This window comes from Methylotuvimicrobium buryatense (genome assembly GCF_005931095.1).
Taxonomy (GTDB): Bacteria; Pseudomonadota; Gammaproteobacteria; order Methylococcales; family Methylomonadaceae; genus Methylotuvimicrobium; species Methylotuvimicrobium buryatense.
This window is the reverse complement of sequence record NZ_CP035467.1, coordinates 280,019-297,358: the sequence shown is the minus strand read 5'-3', so window position 1 is coordinate 297,358 and position 17,340 is coordinate 280,019. Positions and strand designations below refer to the sequence as shown.

General features: G+C 47.8%; 18 protein-coding genes and 1 tRNA gene. 10 read left to right on the top strand and 9 right to left on the bottom strand.

The window, feature by feature from the left end; all coding sequences use genetic code 11:
* Positions 1-21: 21 nt before the first annotated feature.
* A complete protein-coding gene (locus EQU24_RS01425) occupies positions 22-738 on the top strand; it encodes a retropepsin-like aspartic protease family protein (protein ID WP_017841211.1) in 717 nt (238 codons plus the stop codon).
* A 185-nt stretch (positions 739-923) separates the two neighbouring features.
* Here the strand turns inward: EQU24_RS01425 and EQU24_RS01420 are convergent, their stop codons facing one another.
* The gene (locus EQU24_RS01420; protein WP_017841212.1) at positions 924-1,745 is read right to left on the bottom strand and encodes an alpha/beta hydrolase; all 822 of its coding nucleotides are present in this window, start codon (positions 1,743-1,745) and stop codon (positions 924-926) included.
* Positions 1,746-2,495: 750 nt separating this feature from the next.
* Between EQU24_RS01420 and EQU24_RS01415 the strand changes: the two genes are divergently transcribed.
* From EQU24_RS01415 to EQU24_RS01405, 3 genes are all read left to right on the top strand, one after another.
* Positions 2,496-3,008, top strand: coding sequence for a hypothetical protein (locus EQU24_RS01415; protein WP_014146719.1), 513 nt, complete (start codon positions 2,496-2,498; stop codon positions 3,006-3,008).
* Positions 3,009-3,645: 637 nt separating this feature from the next.
* Positions 3,646-3,888 carry a DUF6868 family protein gene (locus EQU24_RS01410; RefSeq protein WP_014146718.1) on the top strand — a complete coding sequence of 81 codons (243 nt, stop codon included), beginning with the start codon at positions 3,646-3,648 and terminating at the stop codon, positions 3,886-3,888.
* Positions 3,889-3,930: 42 nt separating this feature from the next.
* Complete coding sequence (locus EQU24_RS01405) at positions 3,931-6,846, top strand: UvrD-helicase domain-containing protein (RefSeq protein WP_235726413.1); 2,916 nt, start codon at positions 3,931-3,933, stop codon at positions 6,844-6,846.
* 48 nt (positions 6,847-6,894) lie between these two features.
* Here EQU24_RS01405 and EQU24_RS23180 read toward each other — a convergent pair whose 3' ends face one another.
* Together EQU24_RS23180 and EQU24_RS01395 are read right to left on the bottom strand one after the other, a co-directional pair.
* Complete coding sequence (locus tag EQU24_RS23180) at positions 6,895-7,017, bottom strand: hypothetical protein (protein WP_279633405.1); 123 nt, start codon at positions 7,015-7,017, stop codon at positions 6,895-6,897.
* Between the two features lie 541 nt (positions 7,018-7,558).
* Positions 7,559-7,831 (bottom strand): PBPRA1643 family SWIM/SEC-C metal-binding motif protein, encoded by a 273-nt coding sequence (locus EQU24_RS01395; protein WP_083877729.1) that lies wholly within the window; start codon positions 7,829-7,831, stop codon positions 7,559-7,561.
* Positions 7,832-8,143: 312 nt separating this feature from the next.
* Between EQU24_RS01395 and EQU24_RS01390 the strand changes: the two genes are divergently transcribed.
* Complete coding sequence (locus tag EQU24_RS01390) at positions 8,144-8,617, top strand: hypothetical protein (RefSeq protein WP_138767053.1); 474 nt, start codon at positions 8,144-8,146, stop codon at positions 8,615-8,617.
* Between the two features lie 43 nt (positions 8,618-8,660).
* Here the strand turns inward: EQU24_RS01390 and EQU24_RS22185 are convergent, their stop codons facing one another.
* Entirely contained in the window at positions 8,661-8,804 is a 144-nt protein-coding gene (locus EQU24_RS22185; protein WP_017841219.1) for a hypothetical protein, read from the bottom strand.
* 29 nt (positions 8,805-8,833) lie between these two features.
* The gene (gene lexA, locus EQU24_RS01385; RefSeq protein ID WP_017841220.1) at positions 8,834-9,460 is read right to left on the bottom strand and encodes a transcriptional repressor LexA; all 627 of its coding nucleotides are present in this window, start codon (positions 9,458-9,460) and stop codon (positions 8,834-8,836) included.
* A gap of 125 nt (positions 9,461-9,585) precedes the next feature.
* Here lexA and EQU24_RS01380 point away from each other — a divergent pair, with 125 nt between their 5' ends.
* The 3 genes from EQU24_RS01380 to EQU24_RS01370 all read left to right on the top strand — a co-directional run bounded on the left by EQU24_RS01380 (position 9,586) and on the right by EQU24_RS01370 (position 11,086).
* Positions 9,586-10,089 carry a LexA family protein gene (locus EQU24_RS01380; protein ID WP_459560736.1) on the top strand — a complete coding sequence of 168 codons (504 nt, stop codon included), beginning with the start codon at positions 9,586-9,588 and terminating at the stop codon, positions 10,087-10,089.
* 172 nt (positions 10,090-10,261) lie between these two features.
* Positions 10,262-10,708 carry a hypothetical protein gene (locus EQU24_RS01375; RefSeq protein WP_017841222.1) on the top strand — a complete coding sequence of 149 codons (447 nt, stop codon included), beginning with the start codon at positions 10,262-10,264 and terminating at the stop codon, positions 10,706-10,708.
* Between the two features lie 302 nt (positions 10,709-11,010).
* Positions 11,011-11,086: transfer RNA gene (locus EQU24_RS01370), tRNA-Thr, on the top strand.
* A 317-nt stretch (positions 11,087-11,403) separates the two neighbouring features.
* On the opposite strand, the gene EQU24_RS01365 is transcribed toward EQU24_RS01370, so the two are convergent.
* The 3 genes from EQU24_RS01365 to EQU24_RS01355 all read right to left on the bottom strand — a co-directional run bounded on the left by EQU24_RS01365 (position 11,404) and on the right by EQU24_RS01355 (position 14,266).
* Positions 11,404-12,108 (bottom strand): hypothetical protein, encoded by a 705-nt coding sequence (locus tag EQU24_RS01365; RefSeq protein ID WP_017841223.1) that lies wholly within the window; start codon positions 12,106-12,108, stop codon positions 11,404-11,406.
* 67 nt (positions 12,109-12,175) lie between these two features.
* Entirely contained in the window at positions 12,176-13,450 is a 1,275-nt protein-coding gene (locus tag EQU24_RS01360; RefSeq protein ID WP_017841224.1) for an AAA family ATPase, read from the bottom strand.
* 468 nt (positions 13,451-13,918) lie between these two features.
* Complete coding sequence (locus EQU24_RS01355; RefSeq protein WP_017841225.1) at positions 13,919-14,266, bottom strand: hypothetical protein; 348 nt, start codon at positions 14,264-14,266, stop codon at positions 13,919-13,921.
* Positions 14,267-14,786: 520 nt separating this feature from the next.
* On the opposite strand from EQU24_RS01355, the gene EQU24_RS01350 reads away from it, so the two are divergent.
* Together EQU24_RS01350 and EQU24_RS01345 are read left to right on the top strand one after the other, a co-directional pair.
* A complete protein-coding gene (locus tag EQU24_RS01350) occupies positions 14,787-15,125 on the top strand; it encodes a helix-turn-helix transcriptional regulator (protein ID WP_017841227.1) in 339 nt (112 codons plus the stop codon).
* Positions 15,115-16,380: a type II toxin-antitoxin system HipA family toxin gene (locus EQU24_RS01345; RefSeq protein WP_017841228.1), complete on the top strand. Its 1,266-nt coding sequence runs from the start codon at positions 15,115-15,117 to the stop codon at positions 16,378-16,380. The genes EQU24_RS01350 and EQU24_RS01345 overlap by 11 nt, the downstream gene beginning before the upstream one ends.
* Before the next feature lie 230 nt (positions 16,381-16,610).
* Here EQU24_RS01345 and EQU24_RS01340 read toward each other — a convergent pair whose 3' ends face one another.
* Positions 16,611-17,264 (bottom strand): metallophosphatase domain-containing protein, encoded by a 654-nt coding sequence (locus tag EQU24_RS01340; protein WP_017841229.1) that lies wholly within the window; start codon positions 17,262-17,264, stop codon positions 16,611-16,613.
* Positions 17,265-17,340: the final 76 nt, after the last annotated feature.

Sequence of the window (17,340 nt, the reverse complement as noted above, 5' to 3'; positions counted from 1 at the left end):
AGCACCTTATGGCGGCACGCTATGTCCGGAAAAAACTCGATCATTGCCACCCTGTTAGCGTTGATGTTAACGCTCGGCATCGCACAAGCCGATAGCCTTAAAACTCAACTCGAACAAATCATTCATGCGCAGAGCATAACAATAAAGAATTTACACTTAGTCCAAGACGGCCCTCCCCTTCGTCTTAGCGGCACACCGGATCAACAATTAAAACGATTGCTAAGTGATTATAACTTTGTTCAATTATTTAACAATCAAGGAGATATCGAAAAAATCATCATCACCAGCATCAAGCGCTATGACAACACGCCGCCTCCTGCAGTTGTTGAAAAACCCAAGACCGACGCCAGTTATGCCATCAAAACCACCCGCAGCGGTTCGCATCATTTGGTAAAGGCCGAGTTATCGGGGCCTTACGGCACCAAACTGAAAGCCAATATGCTGATCGATACCGGCGCGACCACCCTTGTCTTACCCGCCTCGCTTCAATCCGCATTGGGTTTTACCGACAGAAATTTACAACCTGGATTCAGCGAAACTGCGAACGGCAGAGTCGAAATTATGCAAGGCAAGCTTAAATCGGTCGTTATCGGCAAAGCTCAAGCCGATAACGTGGATGTGAGTTTCATTGCGGACGATAAATTACAATCGAGCGGCTTGCTGGGTATGAGCTTTTTAGGACGCTTCCAAATGACGTTCGACGATGCGCGCAATCAAATCATTTTAAAACCCTACTAACCTTAGGATTTCGTAATAAATAACGTCCTGGAACTATGCGCTTTGTTGAGGATTCGGTAACTCGCTTGGCAGGACGCCGTGAATACGTCCGTGTAGGCTTGACGGCGGCTTTCCCTGCCGCCGACACCTGCCAATCGAGCAACCGAACCCTCCGTAAAATAGGGAAGTTATTTACGACTAAATCCTTACTCGCTAATCACTTGTTCAGCTTCATCGATAAAGTGCATCACTTCCCGCCACCACGGCAGTTCCGGAGCCAGCGGCAAGCTGTTGTGATCGGCATTTTTGAACGACCACAGCCGTTTATGGCATTGAAGAGAGTCATATAAATTCAAGCTATAGCGATTCGGAATGATTTGGTCGTCTTCGGCAATCACCATGGCCGTATTGCCGCTGTAGCCGTGCAGGTACTTGAGATTATCGAAGCGGTCGCGAATCAGCCATTTAGCCAGAAACAACCAATAATGGTGTTGCGCAACGTTAGCCATGCTGTCGAATGGCGTCATCAGGACAATGCCTTTAATCGGGACTTTTCCGGAATGCACGATTCCCCCGACCACACCGCTACCCAGCGACTCGCCCCAAAGAAAAATGGGGTCGCCGAAATCGTCCCTCGCTTGTGTTGCGATGGCAATACCGTCGCTGATCAATCCCGATTCCGATGGCGATCCCGATCTTGCGCCGTAACCCGGATATTCCGCAACAATAACCCGGTATCCCAGCCTTTCCAATGCATTGAAGTAATAACCCCGATTGATCGCGCTTCCCGCATTACCGTGAAACACGATAACCGTTCCTTTACTGCCCTTCATAGTCGATTTAGACATCAAGCCAAGATAGCTTTCCTTTGCCGGCCAAAGTTCCAGATTTAGCCGTTGCGCCAGCTCTTGTTGCCTAGCTAACGACTGCTTTCCGGGAAAATAAATCAGGTTTCGTTGCCATATAAATAAAGCCAGAAGAAACAACAAATAAGGCAACAGTATCGAAAGCATTCGTTTAATGACCATAATAAAGCCGCATCGTTAAAATAAACCATTTGTCGCTCATCCCAAAAAGAGCAGTTGGCATGTGTTGTAGACCGTTCGTGCTGAGCCAAGTCGAAGCATGAAGGGTCTACAACACTTTCACCGGCTTGGTGAAGCCCAAATTACCCCTCACACCCTTCGACAGGGCTCCCCTGAGCGCAGCCGAAGGGCTCAGGGCGAACGGTAGCTTGAGGTACTCATCTGCTTTTTTTAGACTTATATCTTATCCATATCCTTCGCGCGGCCACATTTTCGGTTTTCTGAAACAAATTGTTCACACGCCCTGCATCTAAAACAAGATGGAACTTTGCCCCCTTTGAAAAAAGGGGGGACTGAATATTTACGCGCTAAGCATAATCCATATTTATTTACTGTAATCCGTGGGAAAATACCTTTTTTTTCGCTCGGTAAGCAAGAGCTTACATAAAGAGGTTCCCAAACCGTAGAGACTGTGAAAATTATCGGCGAATACATCATAAAACAATTTATTCACCATGAAGAACATGAAAACAATGAAGAAAAAGACGATAAAATCAACAATCTAATTATTCATATGACTATGAATTCATGTTCTTCATGGTTATTTCGCAATATTGAATATTCTCACAGTCTCCGTAATTTCGGAAACAGCAGGGAGGATCTGAATACTTACAAAAAGCAAAACGTCAAAAATAAAAAAAATCGGTTATTTTTAGCTGGCCTGCCCTATTTTTTAACCTTAATAAACCCTCGATGAACTTATTACTCAACTATCTTTCGCTTTGTTTGTTCCGACAAAACCCTATAAATTTAATCCCCGGACCATCATTCGTAATGAAGAACTTGGCGTTCTATCTTGTTTCGGGCATGATCGTCGAGGGGCTTATTTCCGATCCGGTCAGCGGTACATTGGAAGTATTGATGAGGACCATAATGGCTTTCTCATTTATCACTGTTTTTTTGCTGACGATGAAGAAATGGCAATTTTTTAAACAAGTCTTCACTGCCATTTTTGTCTGCGAAAACTTTATCATCACCCTGGCGATTGCCGCTGAAGTGCTGGATGTTGTTATGGTAATGAGGCATGTTGAATATCAAGAAGAAATATCAATCGGGATCAGCGTGTTTTTAGTCATTTGGTATATTGCAGTTATCAGTTATATTTTCCGTCAAGTCTTTTTGTACACGGCAACGCCAAGCGTTATTTCAGCGATTGCCTACTTTATTGCCAGTTACGGCATACCGATGCTAGTTATGGAGCTCTAAAATCATCTCAAGATTCGGGCATCTTCATGCTTTCATCGATTATCCTAGACAAAGCATTTCCTGATTAGCAAGATGCTTCAGCTTGCCGAGGCCAAGTATCCGAGCAAGGACCAGTCGTAGTCGCAAAAACTAAAATATGCTGTTACCCAAGCTCCAGCTTGGGTAACCTGTTCAGGAAGCTCTAGCTTCCCGAAAATCAAGAAAGATTGAACGAGCGAGCGAGTCGGGTTTGATTCAGAATGTGCGGAGGTTGTGTCGGTCTCAGGAAGCTGGAGCTTCCGGGGTGTCTTTCCCAAGCTGGAGCTTGGGAAATAGCGTGATGTGGGTTGGCCGTTTTTAGCTTGACGCGCATGGCTTGCAAACCCCGTCCTGCTAGGGGATATGCTGATCTTTGGGCTTTAGCTGAAGAAACTTGCTAATCAGGAAGCATTTTGTCCACGAAAATCACGAAAATATTTAATTAGTTATACCTTTCGCACTTCAAATTTCGGCAGTACCCTAGGAGGCGCCGGGGTGCTCTTCAAAGGCTTTGCCAGCATGGACGTATTCACGGCGTCCTTTGACGGCCCCCCGGTGCCGAATTTTGATCTACGATAGGTATATTATTTTCCCCTTAACCATCACAGGAGACCCGCTCATGAACATTGAACTAATACGTGACGTCCTTTTATGGTGCTCCATAATCAACTTCAGCGTGCTGCTTTTGTGGGGACTGCTCTTTATCTCCGCTCACGATTGGATGTATCGATTACACGGGCACTGGTTTCGCTTGCCGGTCGAACAATTCGACGCCATACATTACGCAGGCATGGCGCTTTACAAAATCGGCATCATTCTGTTTAATCTCGTGCCTTATATTGCCTTGCATATCGTCGCATAAGAGCACGAAAGCACAGGCAAAGGATTGTCCTTGAATACTTCGTTGAAAACATCATTCCTCTACCGAATCAGCCGCTTGGCCGCATTATTCGCCTCGCATGCCAATCATGACCAGTTGTCTTTAGCCGAAGACGGCATAATCTTGCATAAAGGCGAAACACAGCTCCGAATTGCTCATCTGGCGATCGGCAGCGGCATCGTCTTGGAGCCGGGCTACTTCTGGGATGTACTGGCATTTCATCAGGAGAACAGCGAGACCGTGCGCATGGGCGGCATCGCTAAAAAACGATCGAAACGCTTGCAAACCGACTTGCAGCAAGCCAACCGCCAATATCTCCACGATTTTTATCAACGCCTGGTTCCGGAAATAGAAAGCGCTTATCAACAGGCGCGCCCATGGTTTTCCGGAGATCGCTATATCCGCCGAATTGCCGTACGGCAATGGCTGAAGACGCATCGAGACTTGGTCAAAGGCATTCAGCGCAAAAATATACAACGCTTTTTACCGACCGATACGGCACAAGCCCTGCAATTCATCCGCCCTTTGTTAAACCACGGATACGACGCGGTCGAGCGCTTGAATGAAACTTATATCGAACGTCAAATCGAGGCATTTAAATCCTTTTTCGACGACGTGGAGAGCAATCCGTTAACGACCCATCAGCGCCGCGCCTGCGTGATCGACGAACAGCACAATCTGGTATTGGCCGGCGCCGGTACCGGCAAAACCAGTACGATGATCGGCCGTGCCGGATATTTAATCAACGCAGGACTAGCAAAGCCGGAACAAATCCTGATGTTGGCATTCGCCCGCAAAGCGGCCGAGGAAATGGAGCAGCGAATACAAGCAAAACTTCGCATCGATACGCTGACCGTAAAAACCTTTCACAGCCTCGGCAAACATATCATTGCCCAGGTTGAAGGCACTGCGCCGACCATTGACAAAATGGCTGAGGACGAGCATCTTCGCACCCGGTTTGTCGACGAACAAATCCAAAGGTTGCTGCAAGACGATCAATACAAGTCTCGACTGGTAACTTATTTCTTGCACTTCAGCCATCCCTATCGAAGCGCCTTCAAATTCAAAAGTCTCGGCGAATATAACCGTTATATTCTCGAAAACGACATCCGCACGCTGCAGGGCGAATTGGTCAAAAGCTACGAAGAATGCGAAATCGCCAACTTTCTTTATCGGCAGCGTATCGCCTACCGCTATGAGGCTAATTATCAGATCAACACCTCGGGACCGGATTATCGCGTTTATCAGCCCGATTTTTACTTGCCCGATTACGGTATTTATATCGAACATTTCGCCGTCGACGAACATCAGCAAACGCCGCCGTTTATCGACCGGCAAAGCTATTTGGAGGCAATGGCGTGGAAACGGGCCTTGCATCGAAAACATCGGACCACCCTGATCGAAACCTACAGTTATCAGAAGCAACAAGGCATTTTGACGCAATCGCTGGAACTGCAACTGAAACAAGCCGGTGTGGTTTTCGACCCGCTGCCCAACAATGAACTGCTTCAGCAATTGCATCAATTCGGCCTTATTTCGCAACTGGGTCAATTGCTGGCTCAGATGCTGGCGCTGTTTAAAGCCGCCTATTTGAATATCAAAAGCCTGGTCGCGCTGACTAAGCAACATGAAGATCATGAACGCATGCACGCGGCGGCTTTTTTGTTTGAGCCCATTTTCGAAGCCTATCAACAGTATTTGCGCGACACCGATACGATTGATTTCGAAGACATGATCGGGCGGGCGATCGACTATGTCGAAGCCGGACGCTTCCGTTCGCCGTACACGCATATTCTGGTCGATGAATTTCAAGACATATCGGCCAGCCGCGCCCGACTGATCAAGGCTTTGCTAACTCATAACCCGAACCACAGCCTGTTTTGCGTCGGCGACGACTGGCAATCGATTTACCGTTTTACCGGCAGCGATGTCACGATCACCCAGGAATTCGAGGAACATTTCGGCGATACGGCCTTGAGCATTCTGGATCAAACCTTTCGTTTCAATAACCAAATCGGTGCGGTAGCGTCCCGTTTTGTCATGCAAAACCCAACGCAAATCGCCAAGCGAATCGAAAGCCATACCGTCATCGCACAAGCAGCCGTCTCGCTCATCCGGACTCGGCTCGATCCGGTCGGCCTGAATGCGGCATTATCGGCAATTAATGCCAAAACCGCCGTTCAGGCTAGTGTATTGATCTTGGCCCGGTTCAATTTTAGAAAACCGGATTTGTCGAGCTTAAAACGGCAGTATCCCAAACTTGCCATTCAATTCATGACGGTCCATGCCTCGAAAGGCAAAGAAGCCGATTATGTGATCGTACTTGGACTGGAAAAAGGCAAAAACGGTTTTCCGTCGGAAAAAAAGACCCATCCGTTAGTGGAGCTATTACTACCGAAAGCCGAAGCATTCGACCATGCGGAGGAAAGACGCTTATTTTATGTCGCGATGACCCGCGCTCGGCATCATGTTTACCTGATCGGAGATGCCGACAAGGCTTCCGATTTTATCCGCGAACTGGTTGATCAACGCTATGAAATTCGCATTGACGAATTTACCGGCGAGGGTTTTCAGGAGAAAGTGGCCGATATTTCCTGCCGCGAATGCGAAACCGGTTACCTAGTGCCGAAAGATAGCCGGCATGGCAGCTTTTTCGGATGCAACCAATATCCGCTATGCACGCATACCGAACCGGCCTGCCCCGAATGCGGCGGCGGTTTACGCCAAGAAGGCCGGTTTCGGGTCTGCGAAAACCGGCGCTGCGATCATGTCGAACCGGTTTGTCCTGAGTGCTGCGGCAAACTCAGCTTGAGAAAAGGCCCTTACGGGCAGTTCTGGGGCTGCTCGCATTTCCGCAAGAACTCTGAATTTTCCTGTAATCATACCGAGCAATTTATCGATCTGAAGGACGCGAAGATTGCACTGTTCCTGGAGGCGTAGCCCATGGTAGAGGCTGGGCGGCGAGAATCGCCCGGTCACGTTGTCCTTTTATCGTTTCTTCCGGGGTGCTTCTAATAATTGTCTGGCCTGATCGTTGCTCAAGGCCGGGGTTTTGCCTTCATTGTTATTCGCGGCCGGCTGCTTGACGCCTTTGACCGGATTGTGATTCACAGCGTTTTGTTCACATATACCCATCGTAGATCAAAATTCGGCACCGGGGTGCACGTCAAAGGACGCCGTGAATACGTCCCTGTAGGCTCTATGCCAGCTCCATGCTGGCAAAGCCTTTGCCGAGCACCCCGGCGCCTCCTCAGGCACTGCCGAAATTTGAATTGCGAAAGGTATAAATACTCAAATAGGGAAGACAGGGCCGAGAGCTTGCGGCGGATGGTGGCGTCGGAGAATTTTTTCTCTTCAATGGTTTTTCGCAAGGCAATGACATGGGAGCGGGTGACGATATGAAACTCGGCCGGGCGGCTCCCCTATCATTGTTTTGTCCTTCCCAGTCTAGACATGAACAACCGGCATTCTCTATACCCTTTGCTGGTCAAATTTCGGCGCCGGGGTGTCCGTCAAAGGACGCCGTGAATACGTCCATGTAGGCTCTGTGACAGCATCCCTGCTGTCAAAGCCTTTGCCGAACACCCCGGTGCCTCCATACGTCAATGCCGAGATTTGAAGTGCGATAGGTATATTCATGCTGCCGTTAGCGTTAAGCCAGAATACCCGCGGCACCGCAGCATTTCTTGTATTTTTTGCCGCTACCGCAGGGGCAAGGATCATTCCTACCGACTTTGTCGGACTTGGCCGGTTCCGGTGGATTTAAGGCGCGCTCCAGGTCTGTAATATCTTCCGGCTTATCCGGCTCGATACCAATGATGTAATGCCAACCCTGCGAAGCACAGGTTTCTGCCACGTATTCGCCACGTTTACTGTTTTGCACACAAACGATAATGGGGTTCTTTTCTGAGCCCAGTCTTGCCATAGTCTTAAATTATTAAGTGAATAAAAAGGAATGATTTTAACCGATTTTCGATTGCTGTAGATGAATGTTTTATCCAACGAGAAGCAATCCAGTCGTCGGCAATGCTGATTTACATGCTTGTTCAGCGGCCAGAGATGTTGTTGTTCTCCAAACTGCAACAGAAAGGCACAGGATCGGTAATTTGAATGTGCCAGTTCCCGATTCCGAGTCTTGTTGGGAACGATAACTTCACGCTGCCCGTCTCATACGGCAATATTCGCGACGAAAGTTTATAATCCTGTTAAGACTAACGATTAAAACTTTGCGCCCATCATGCAAATAAACTTCACGAAAAAAGAATACCGGATATTGCTCGATTTGATCCATATCGCCGATTGGGTCTTGCACGCACATAGCACAGATGATCGCGCCGATACCAAAGACTACAGAAATTTGATGCAAAAATTGATGTCGTACGCCAAGGAGATGGGCTTCGAGGCTCTTGTCGATTTCGATAAAGAACGAGGGGAGTACGTCACTTCAGGTGAATTCGCAGGTGAATCCGTGGCTGAAGATTATATTGAAGAGTTCGAAGATAACACTTTTTGGAGTCAGTTAATTGGAAGGTTATCGGACCGCGACGCGATGAGACAAACCGGGGTCAATCATTTGAGCGAGATTGAAATGAGCGAACGATTTAAAGCTATCGGGGAGGCCGAGGAAAAATGGATAACGGAAATCGATAACTACGGCCTGAGCAGAATCCGTATCGATGACGACGAAACGAAACCCAATGTAGTCCATTAAAACATCCTTTCCAACTCCACCGCCACATGCCCATACTTGCCCATCACCAAACCACCCCAACCAACATAATCGCCGACACCACCAGAACCTTCATACCCCAAGCAATTACGCAATCCGACCGGCGATCCTCCATAATCTCGGCCACCCTGTTCCTGACCTGATCCTGCATGTGAATTTTGCGTTGCATAGCGGCTCTCCTCGTTTAAAGGTTTGTTGCTAATGTACCCGGTAACTGCGCATTTGTCCGACCAAAATACCTTGAATTTGAACTTGTTCGGGCGCATAAATTTGGGTTGTCATCGCTGAATTAGCCGGTATCAACAGCACTTTGCCCGGCGATTGTTCGATATATTTCAACGTCGCTTCGTGATTGTCGATCAACGCCACGACAATTTCCCCGTTGCGTGCGTAATCGCGCTGCTCGATCACCACCCAATCCCCGTCGAAAATGCCGGCTTCTTTCATCGAATCCCCTTTGACTTGCAAGACATAACACGGCTTGTCGCTTTTCAGCAGCGCCGGGACCGGCAGGTAATGCACATCGGCCAATGCTTCGATCGGTTTGCCGGCGGCGATTTTACCGACATAGGGCAAGGCATGTTCGCACGCGGCATAATCCCGCTGCGCCTGGGCCGTCAAACGAATGCCTGTTTGTTTGCTGCCCGAGAACGGTTCGATCAGTCCGGCATCGATCAAGGCGCTGATGTGCTTGTGCAACGATCCACGCGAAGCCATGCCCAACGATTCGCAGAGCTCATCGAGCGTCGGCGGATAGGCAAAGCGTTCGTAGTTATCGCGCAAAAACTCGAAGATTTGTCGTTGTCGGCGGGTTAATTCAGTCATTGTGTCAACATCATTTGCTTTTGGGATGTTTGGCAGTTTAGCAAAAAGCGCCTAAAATGAGAACAAAAAGAGAACATAATAAGCGCCTTTCGACTTCGCCTCGCTCTCAACCTGCTATGCTCATTATGCCAACGAATTTTTATTCCGCTGCTTCAAACCCGAAAACTGTGAACCTGCCGCTGTTTGCCGGCAAAGTCTCGGCCGGTTTCCCCTCGCCGGCCGACGATTACATCGAGAAAACGCTGGATCTGAACGAGCTGCTGGTGCAAAAGCCCGCCGCGACGTTCTTCGTCCGCGCGCAAGGCGAATCGATGCTCGGCGCCGGCATTCATCCGAACGATATTCTGGTCGTCGATCGGTCGCTGGAACCGGTACCGGGCAGGATCGTGATTTGCGCGCTGAATGGGGAGCTGGTCGTCAAGCGCTTGAAGCGCCGGGGCGGTAAGTGGGTGTTAGGCTCGGTCAAGCCGGAGAGACGTTCAATATGGGATGAAGCGTCAATAATAGGTGAAATTGTCTATGGCTGGTTAAGCCGAATTCCCGAGCTTATCCACTATAGCCAGGCAATTCTACCGGAATTGGCACCGATACTCGAAACGTTCCAAAAAGACGACCTTAGTCTTTTGTAATCGAATATAAGCACTGGCCGTGAAATTTCTTGCTAACGACCGTTTAACTGATAAGTTGATTTTGCAGTGTGATTAATTAAAAGTTAACGTCAACATGATTTTTAATCATTAAAAATCAATAGGCTACATCATTGATACTGCATCATTAACCTGCCACAGGAGTCCGTTCCAAATGAAAAAAACAACCTCAAACCGCATGATAGCTGCTTGGTTAAGTCTCTTGTTTTCTAGTTTTTTTATGAGCCAAATTGGCTTCGCAGCTGACTATGAAGACCAATGTTTCAACGAAGTTCAAGGAAAAATTCCCTGGAATGATGAAAAAAACATGAATTGGCGTGATGATAATATAAAGCAGTTATGCAAAGGCACTACTAAGCCGCTTGAGCCCGGTAAATGTTTCTCGAAAGTAAGATCAGAACGGGTGAATTGGGGTAAGGGTAGCCAATGGGAATGGAAAAACATCATCAACTTGTGCGCTGGCACCAATGACGCGGAGAAGACCGTTGAATGCTTTAACAAAGGGATTGCTAGCGGCGCAGACTGGAGGGATGCCATCTTAACCTGTCAACGAAACTTAAGCAGCCAAGGAAAAAGTAATAAACTAGATTGGAATCAATAATTCTTTTTTTTCTGATATGACGCCTGTATTTAACTAAGCAGCGAGAAAAAGGGGTCAGGTTGAATTAATAACTTAAGCTACCCCCTTTTTTGGTATTAAGCATTTCAAATCTGAACAATTGGTTCTTAGTAAGGTCTCAGCTGCATTCGATAAATGCGACAACGCCGAAAATTTTATTCGATAGTTTCAAAGATATGCTTACATTCCAAGCAAATACTTAGTCGATATATCCGGGTGATTTTTAAATAAATTCAGTTCCTTGCCAGAAGATCATGAAATTGATTAAAATCCGCCGCGAAATCGCCGATGTAGCTCAGCTGGTAGAGCAACTGATTCGTAATCAGTAGGTAGCGGGTTCGAATCCCGCCATTGGCTCCAATAAATTCATAGGCTTGCATAAATGCAGGCCTTTTTTGTTTGTGCCTGGGTTAGGTATGGGTTAGGATTCAGGGAGAACTTCGCGGAATAGGCGAGGTGCTTTTTTCTCTTATACCTTGATACCGTCCAGAATTTTTTCTTCTCGAATTCTCCAATTGCGTTATGGCTTTTAATTACGCTTAATGCAATTTCATTTCAAATTGTTCTCGCCTTTTGCTCTATGAATCCTGCGCGCTGCATACTGAGCGTCGGACAAAATGAACAAACGAGTTTTTTCGAAGCGCGTTTTTTCGTAGGGATTTTGGGTTCAGAGAAATTTATTGCTCGACCGGTTTAGCGTCTCCACTAGTCTCATCCACTCGTTGTGCATAACGCATGACCATGTCGATTTGACCCATTACCCATTTGTGGTCGCCAGTATAGTCGATCAGTAAATCGCCCTCGGTCGATTCGATTCGTTCGAAATGGATCGTTTGTCCCTGTTGATACAGGCGCGGGCCATGATCGGCCAGCGATTCAAACAAAGCTTCCAAAAGAGGCGCCCAACCGTAATCGATCCAATATTTATCCGGCAGTTCCAGAATGTCGCCAGTTCTATTATTTATATTTTGATCGACGCCATGAGGCGAACGCCAAGGCATCATGCCTTGAATCAGGCCATGTCGTTCGCATAGCGTTTTGACGCCGATGCGTTTGTGCAGCGTCCCTAAATTGCCGCAAATTTCGCAGGTTCGATACGACAGGGATTCGGCCATGACGCGAATGCCGTTGACATAATGACTTTTCTCGGGGCCGCTGAGATACACTCGAAGCCCGCCCATTTTCTGTTTAACCTCGACGATTTCGGCTCTCAAGTCATGGGCCTCGATCAATTCAGACATCACGTCGATCAGGTGAAACCAACCATTGTCGCAGCTCAAGCCCCAACGGAGCAGGGAATTGCTTTCGTCATGTATCAGGTTGTGCCGGCGATAGAGGGTAGGATATTTGTCAAACAGGTACTGTTCTAGAAATTTGTTCATGATCAATTTGGTATTGAGTCGTTCGGTTCTTCTTTTGCGGCTGCGAAAATGATGCTTGGAGCTTGTGTCACCATATGTAACCCATCGGTTTGTCTCGTTGTGCATCGTTCGGTTTGACCAGATCGTCGTTTTGAATGGCAACTCGATCATCAGGGTTACGGTAACGACTGGCTGCAGCCGCTACCGATCGCATTAGCGCGATCTTGGTTTGCCGAGGACTAAAATCGGTTAGGGTATCTATTACCTCATCCGCCAGTTCTACATCGAAATGTTCTACAACACAGAGATGCCCAAGAACTGCCCGATAAATTGATCGGATGACGGTCGCCCGGTGCTCACTGGTAATTGCCTCGATATGGAGAACCACGAACCGCGATAGCAGCGGTGCGGAAATCCGGCCCAGATCATTAGCGGTTGCGATGACCAACAGCTGGCTCGCGTCACACGGCATATCCAATGCTTCGTCGATGAAGTTTTTTGCCGCATCCGGTTCAAGCAGCGTATATAGGGCTCCAAGTGGATTGAATTTCGAGGAGGTGCTCGCCTTATCGATTTCATCCAACACCAACATCGGATTCGCTGTTTTTCCATCCCGCAGTAGGTCTACGATACAGCCAGTTTTGGCCTCGCTCCATGAGGAACTCATGCCAGATAAAACAAAACCTGCGGTCGTACTAGCCATGTCTAAAACGCGGCATTGGACATCCAACAATTTTGCCACCTCACGCACCACTGCCGTTTTGCCGACGCCGGGCGGTCCCGCCAACAAAACCGGAGGGAATCGCAGATGCGGTTCGCCATGGCGAAGGCGGGCTAGATGGGCAAAATGCCCTACAAAGTCCAAAAACTCGACACAATTAGGGAAGCGGCATTTCAGATCGTTAATCTGCGTACCGAAGTTTTTCGGAATTGCTGCCAATGTGCGACGACCGTCGTCGCCGGACAGATCGAACTTTTTCAAAATGCCGCGTAGGCTCTTTTCGGAATTTTCCAGTTTGTCATAACGCGCACGGAGCGCCGTGATATCGAATATAACAATGGAAGGTTCGGTACGCGAATTGGGGGCAGTTGGTGTGGACATGCCAGAAGGAAACGAGTTTAGGGACTTTTTTGGCAAAGCGGCCTCCAATTCCTTCGCAAAACGGTCGAAAACCGACTCTTCGGAATCGTCACTGGAAGCAACACGGTGTTTTAATAAATCATCATCCTGAAGCGGGTCCGATGTTGAGCCATAACGAATATCCTGTAGTCGCTCGAAGAAGCGATCCGATTTCGATATTAATTGCAAATGGGGCCGAAAAAATTTAAGTCCTCGTTGGCGATGCATGTTGAAAGGATGCATAAAATCTCTCTTAAATGGTCTATTTGCTAGACATATTATCGCGACGAATAACCTCTGTAAATAGTGGCTATAAAATTTCATCAAAACAAATTTTTGAATTCGGTTTGTGCAGTAAAGTTGACTGTGGTTTTGTTAGTTCAGCTCAAATTTTAGTTTGGGCGCCTATCGGATGGCTATACCTTGAAAGCAGTCATTCACTGTTATTGTAAGCTTGCAATATTTGTCGATTTATTTGAAGTTTTTCTATTTCAGATGGTTCGTCTTTAGCTGACTCTATCAATGACGCTATATTTCGTTTTCCAATTCAAGCATTGATTTCTTTTTGTTGGTTGTAAATGTAATTTTTAACTCCCCATTTTCTCGGCAAATAACTTAATTTTCATGATGTTCAAAGGTAGAACAGTCTAATGACAATACTCACTGGTGGTTGTCCGGTAGTAGGTAACTTTACGGAATCTGGTTCGACCCTCATTTCAAATCCCCATCCTTGTTGTACCTTGCGCGTTCCCCCAGATGGTCGTTCTCGATCATCTCTCTAATTTCCGCGTCGTCTTTGAATACCTTCATCGTTGGAACCTTGAACTTCGTCTTCTTCCATCGTTTCATTTTCTCAAAGTTCATCAGAATCCGTTGCCCGGTGGTGTCGTCATCGACGATGAAGATGGGGCGTCCTTCCCACTTGATTCCGGGGATTATCTCATGCGTCTGTATCTCATGATTCGGGGGAAAAGCCTCCTGTATCTGGGCAATAATCTCGTCCGCATATTCGATCCAGATCACGACCCAAGGCCATTTTATTTCTAGAGTATCTTTCATTTCTCTTCCCGAACAAATCATTGTTTGACAAAAATGAATATTTGCAATTCGGATTATTTCATAAAATGTAATTCTATTCTGCAATCAGCGTGCCTTTTTACTAGGATGGCGCCAATCTCCAGAACAAATTGACCGCCTTCAACGACCTGGCTTTCCAACTCAACGATACAAAGAATTTTCCGTACCTGCATGATGTTGTAGCCAGGCTAATAGCTGGGCAATATCCTCGGTTGACGCAGTGTGATGAATTCGCCTCCACAGACAAATTCTCATGTCCGTTAATCCCCAAAAGCGCAGACCTGTTTCCATAATGTGGACCATAAGCGGCTTTGTGTTGCTTTGCTAAAAACGTGTGTCCTCGCAAAATAAAGATAATGATCCATATATAAAACATAAAGCATCATTATGAGTCATATATAAACCTTTTCTCACTTGCCGAAGCGTTTGGGAACTGCTAATGTGATTCGCATGTCGATCACAAGGTAGCCCTGCGATCCATTTATAAACCAACAGTTAAACTATGGCCAAAGTATCGGCACGCACCTATTCCCGCTATAGCCGTGAAGCGATGACGCTTCTGGGCAAGCTCATCCGCGCCGCACGAATAGAGCGTAAGATGACCGCACAAGAGGTTGCCGAACGCGCCGGTATCTCGCGCGGGCTTTTGCAGCGCATAGAAAAAGGGGATCCCAAGTGTGAACTAGGGGCAACTTTTGAAGTGGCCGCCCTAGTCGGCGTCAAACTTTTTGATATCGAAGCGACGACGCTCAATGGGCATATTCGCCAAACCGAGGACAAGCTCGCGCTTCTCCCGAAGTCTGTGCGGAAAAAAGTAAAAGTCGTTGACGATGACTTCTAACAACGCCGATAAAGAAGCCTATGTCTGGATATGGTTGCCTGAGGCAACCGAGCCGGTCGTCGCGGGCAAGCTTGAAGCCGACGATCAGGGCAATATTCATTTCAACTACGGCAAAAGCTATCTGGAGCGCGTCAAGGATACGCCTCCGGCTATTCCCATCTACCTGCCGGAGCTACCGCTCAAGAAGGGAGTATTGGCACTACCGGATGGGCTGAGCATGCCCGGCTGTATCCGTGATGCCGCTCCGGACGCATGGGGACGGCGCGTCATCATCAATAAAAAGCTTGGACGGAAAGGCAAAGATACGGATACCGATGCGCTTGGCGAACTGACCTATTTACTGGAATCGGGCTCTGATCGTATCGGCGCTCTGGATTTCCAGCGCTCGCCAAGTGAATACCTCCCCCGCTCCGCAAGAAATGTCCAGCTGGAAGAATTGCTTAAATCCGCCGAACGAGTCGAGCAAGGTATTCCGCTCACGCCGGAGCTGGATCAAGCGCTCTTCCATGGAAGCTCTATCGGTGGCGCACGCCCCAAGGCCTTGATCGAAGACCAAGGCACAAAATACATCGCAAAATTTTCATCGAGCTCCGACCTCTACAGTGTCGTAAAGGCTGAATTCATCGCCATGCGGCTAGCGGTCGCAGCCGGGGTGAAAGCCGCCCCCGTAAAGCTTGTTCAAGCCGCAAACAAAGACATCCTTCTAATCGAACGGTTTGATCGCGAAAAAACCGCCGATGGTTGGACGCGCAAAGCCATGGTGTCCGCCTTAACGCTGTTTGGCCTTGATGACATGATGGCCCGTTACGCAAGCTATGAAACGTTTGCAGAAATCATACGACATCGCTTCGACAACCCCAAAAAAACGCTCGAAGAGCTGTTTTCTCGTCTCGTCTTTAACATCTTGTGCGGCAATACCGATGACCACGCACGCAATCACGCGGCCTTTTGGAACGGCAAAACACTCAGCCTTACACCTGCTTACGATATTTGCCCGCAAAACCGTACCGGTAATGAAGCCTCACAAGCCATGCTCATTTCCGGGAACAACAATCTGAGCAAACTCAAGTCGTGCCTTACGGCAGCACCCCACTTTCAACTCCCGCAGGATGAAGCGAAAGCCATTTTCGATAGGCATCGCGAAGCCATTGAAGCAAATTGGAACAACGTGTGCGATGAGGCCAAGCTCAGTGAGATTGATCGAAAACTGTTTTGGAAACGGCAGTTTCTGAACCCTTCAGTGTTTGAAGAGTAATGCTCATTCATTCGTCGGTTTTTGATGCTAAATCCTTTGACAACCGCATGGGTAGCAACACTTGGAATATTGCTCGTCAAACAAACCGATCATTTTGTGGCTCATATTTTTAAATTGATGAGCCACAAGTCTTGTTGTATTGAATCTGTGAGCATCAAACCCACTCCCCCAACTGTTCCAGTTGCTGCAGGCCGGCCGCGATCATAAAACGCTTGATTGAATCATTGGTCCTACAAGTCGAGGACGATCGGTTGATGCCTGAGACAAAATCTTTCATCATGCAGGCTGGCGTTGACATAGGTCGTTTCACCTTGCTTTAACACGCCATGACATTCATGTATGTGGCCAAAGACATGAATTTTCGGCCGGACGAGTTGAACTGCATCGGCCAATGCTTCGCAGCCGACATGTTCACCAAACACCTCATCCAAAATACCATAGGGCGGCGTATGCGTTATCAATACGTCGGTATTACTCGGAATGCCATCCCAAATCTCGGCTAATCGAGGACCGCGCGGTAGATTGAACGCCCAATCACAAAACTCCGGCTGCCAGGGCGATCCCCAAAAGTTCACGCCATTGATTTCAATGCCTGCGTCTTCAAGATAAATGGCGTTTTTGAGCAGATTTATTGCCGCGCCCTTCCCCACTATTTCAAACGGCCAGTCATGATTTCCGGCAATCACGAGTTTGCACCGATGCGGCAGCGTACCTAACCAATCGTCGAAACGTTTGACCTCGGCTAGCCTTCCTTCTAAACAGATATCGCCGGCGACGATCAGTACATCGCCGTCCGGCACCGACACTGTTTGTTGCGCATCGTGCAGGTCTGACAGGCAAACCAGGCGTAAAGCGGGTTTATTTTGATTGTCGATCAGTGCCATTGCCGCTCCTTATGTCTTGTTGCTAGACATATTAACCTAAAAACGATCTTCCGCAAACATTTTTGAACTGCCCTTG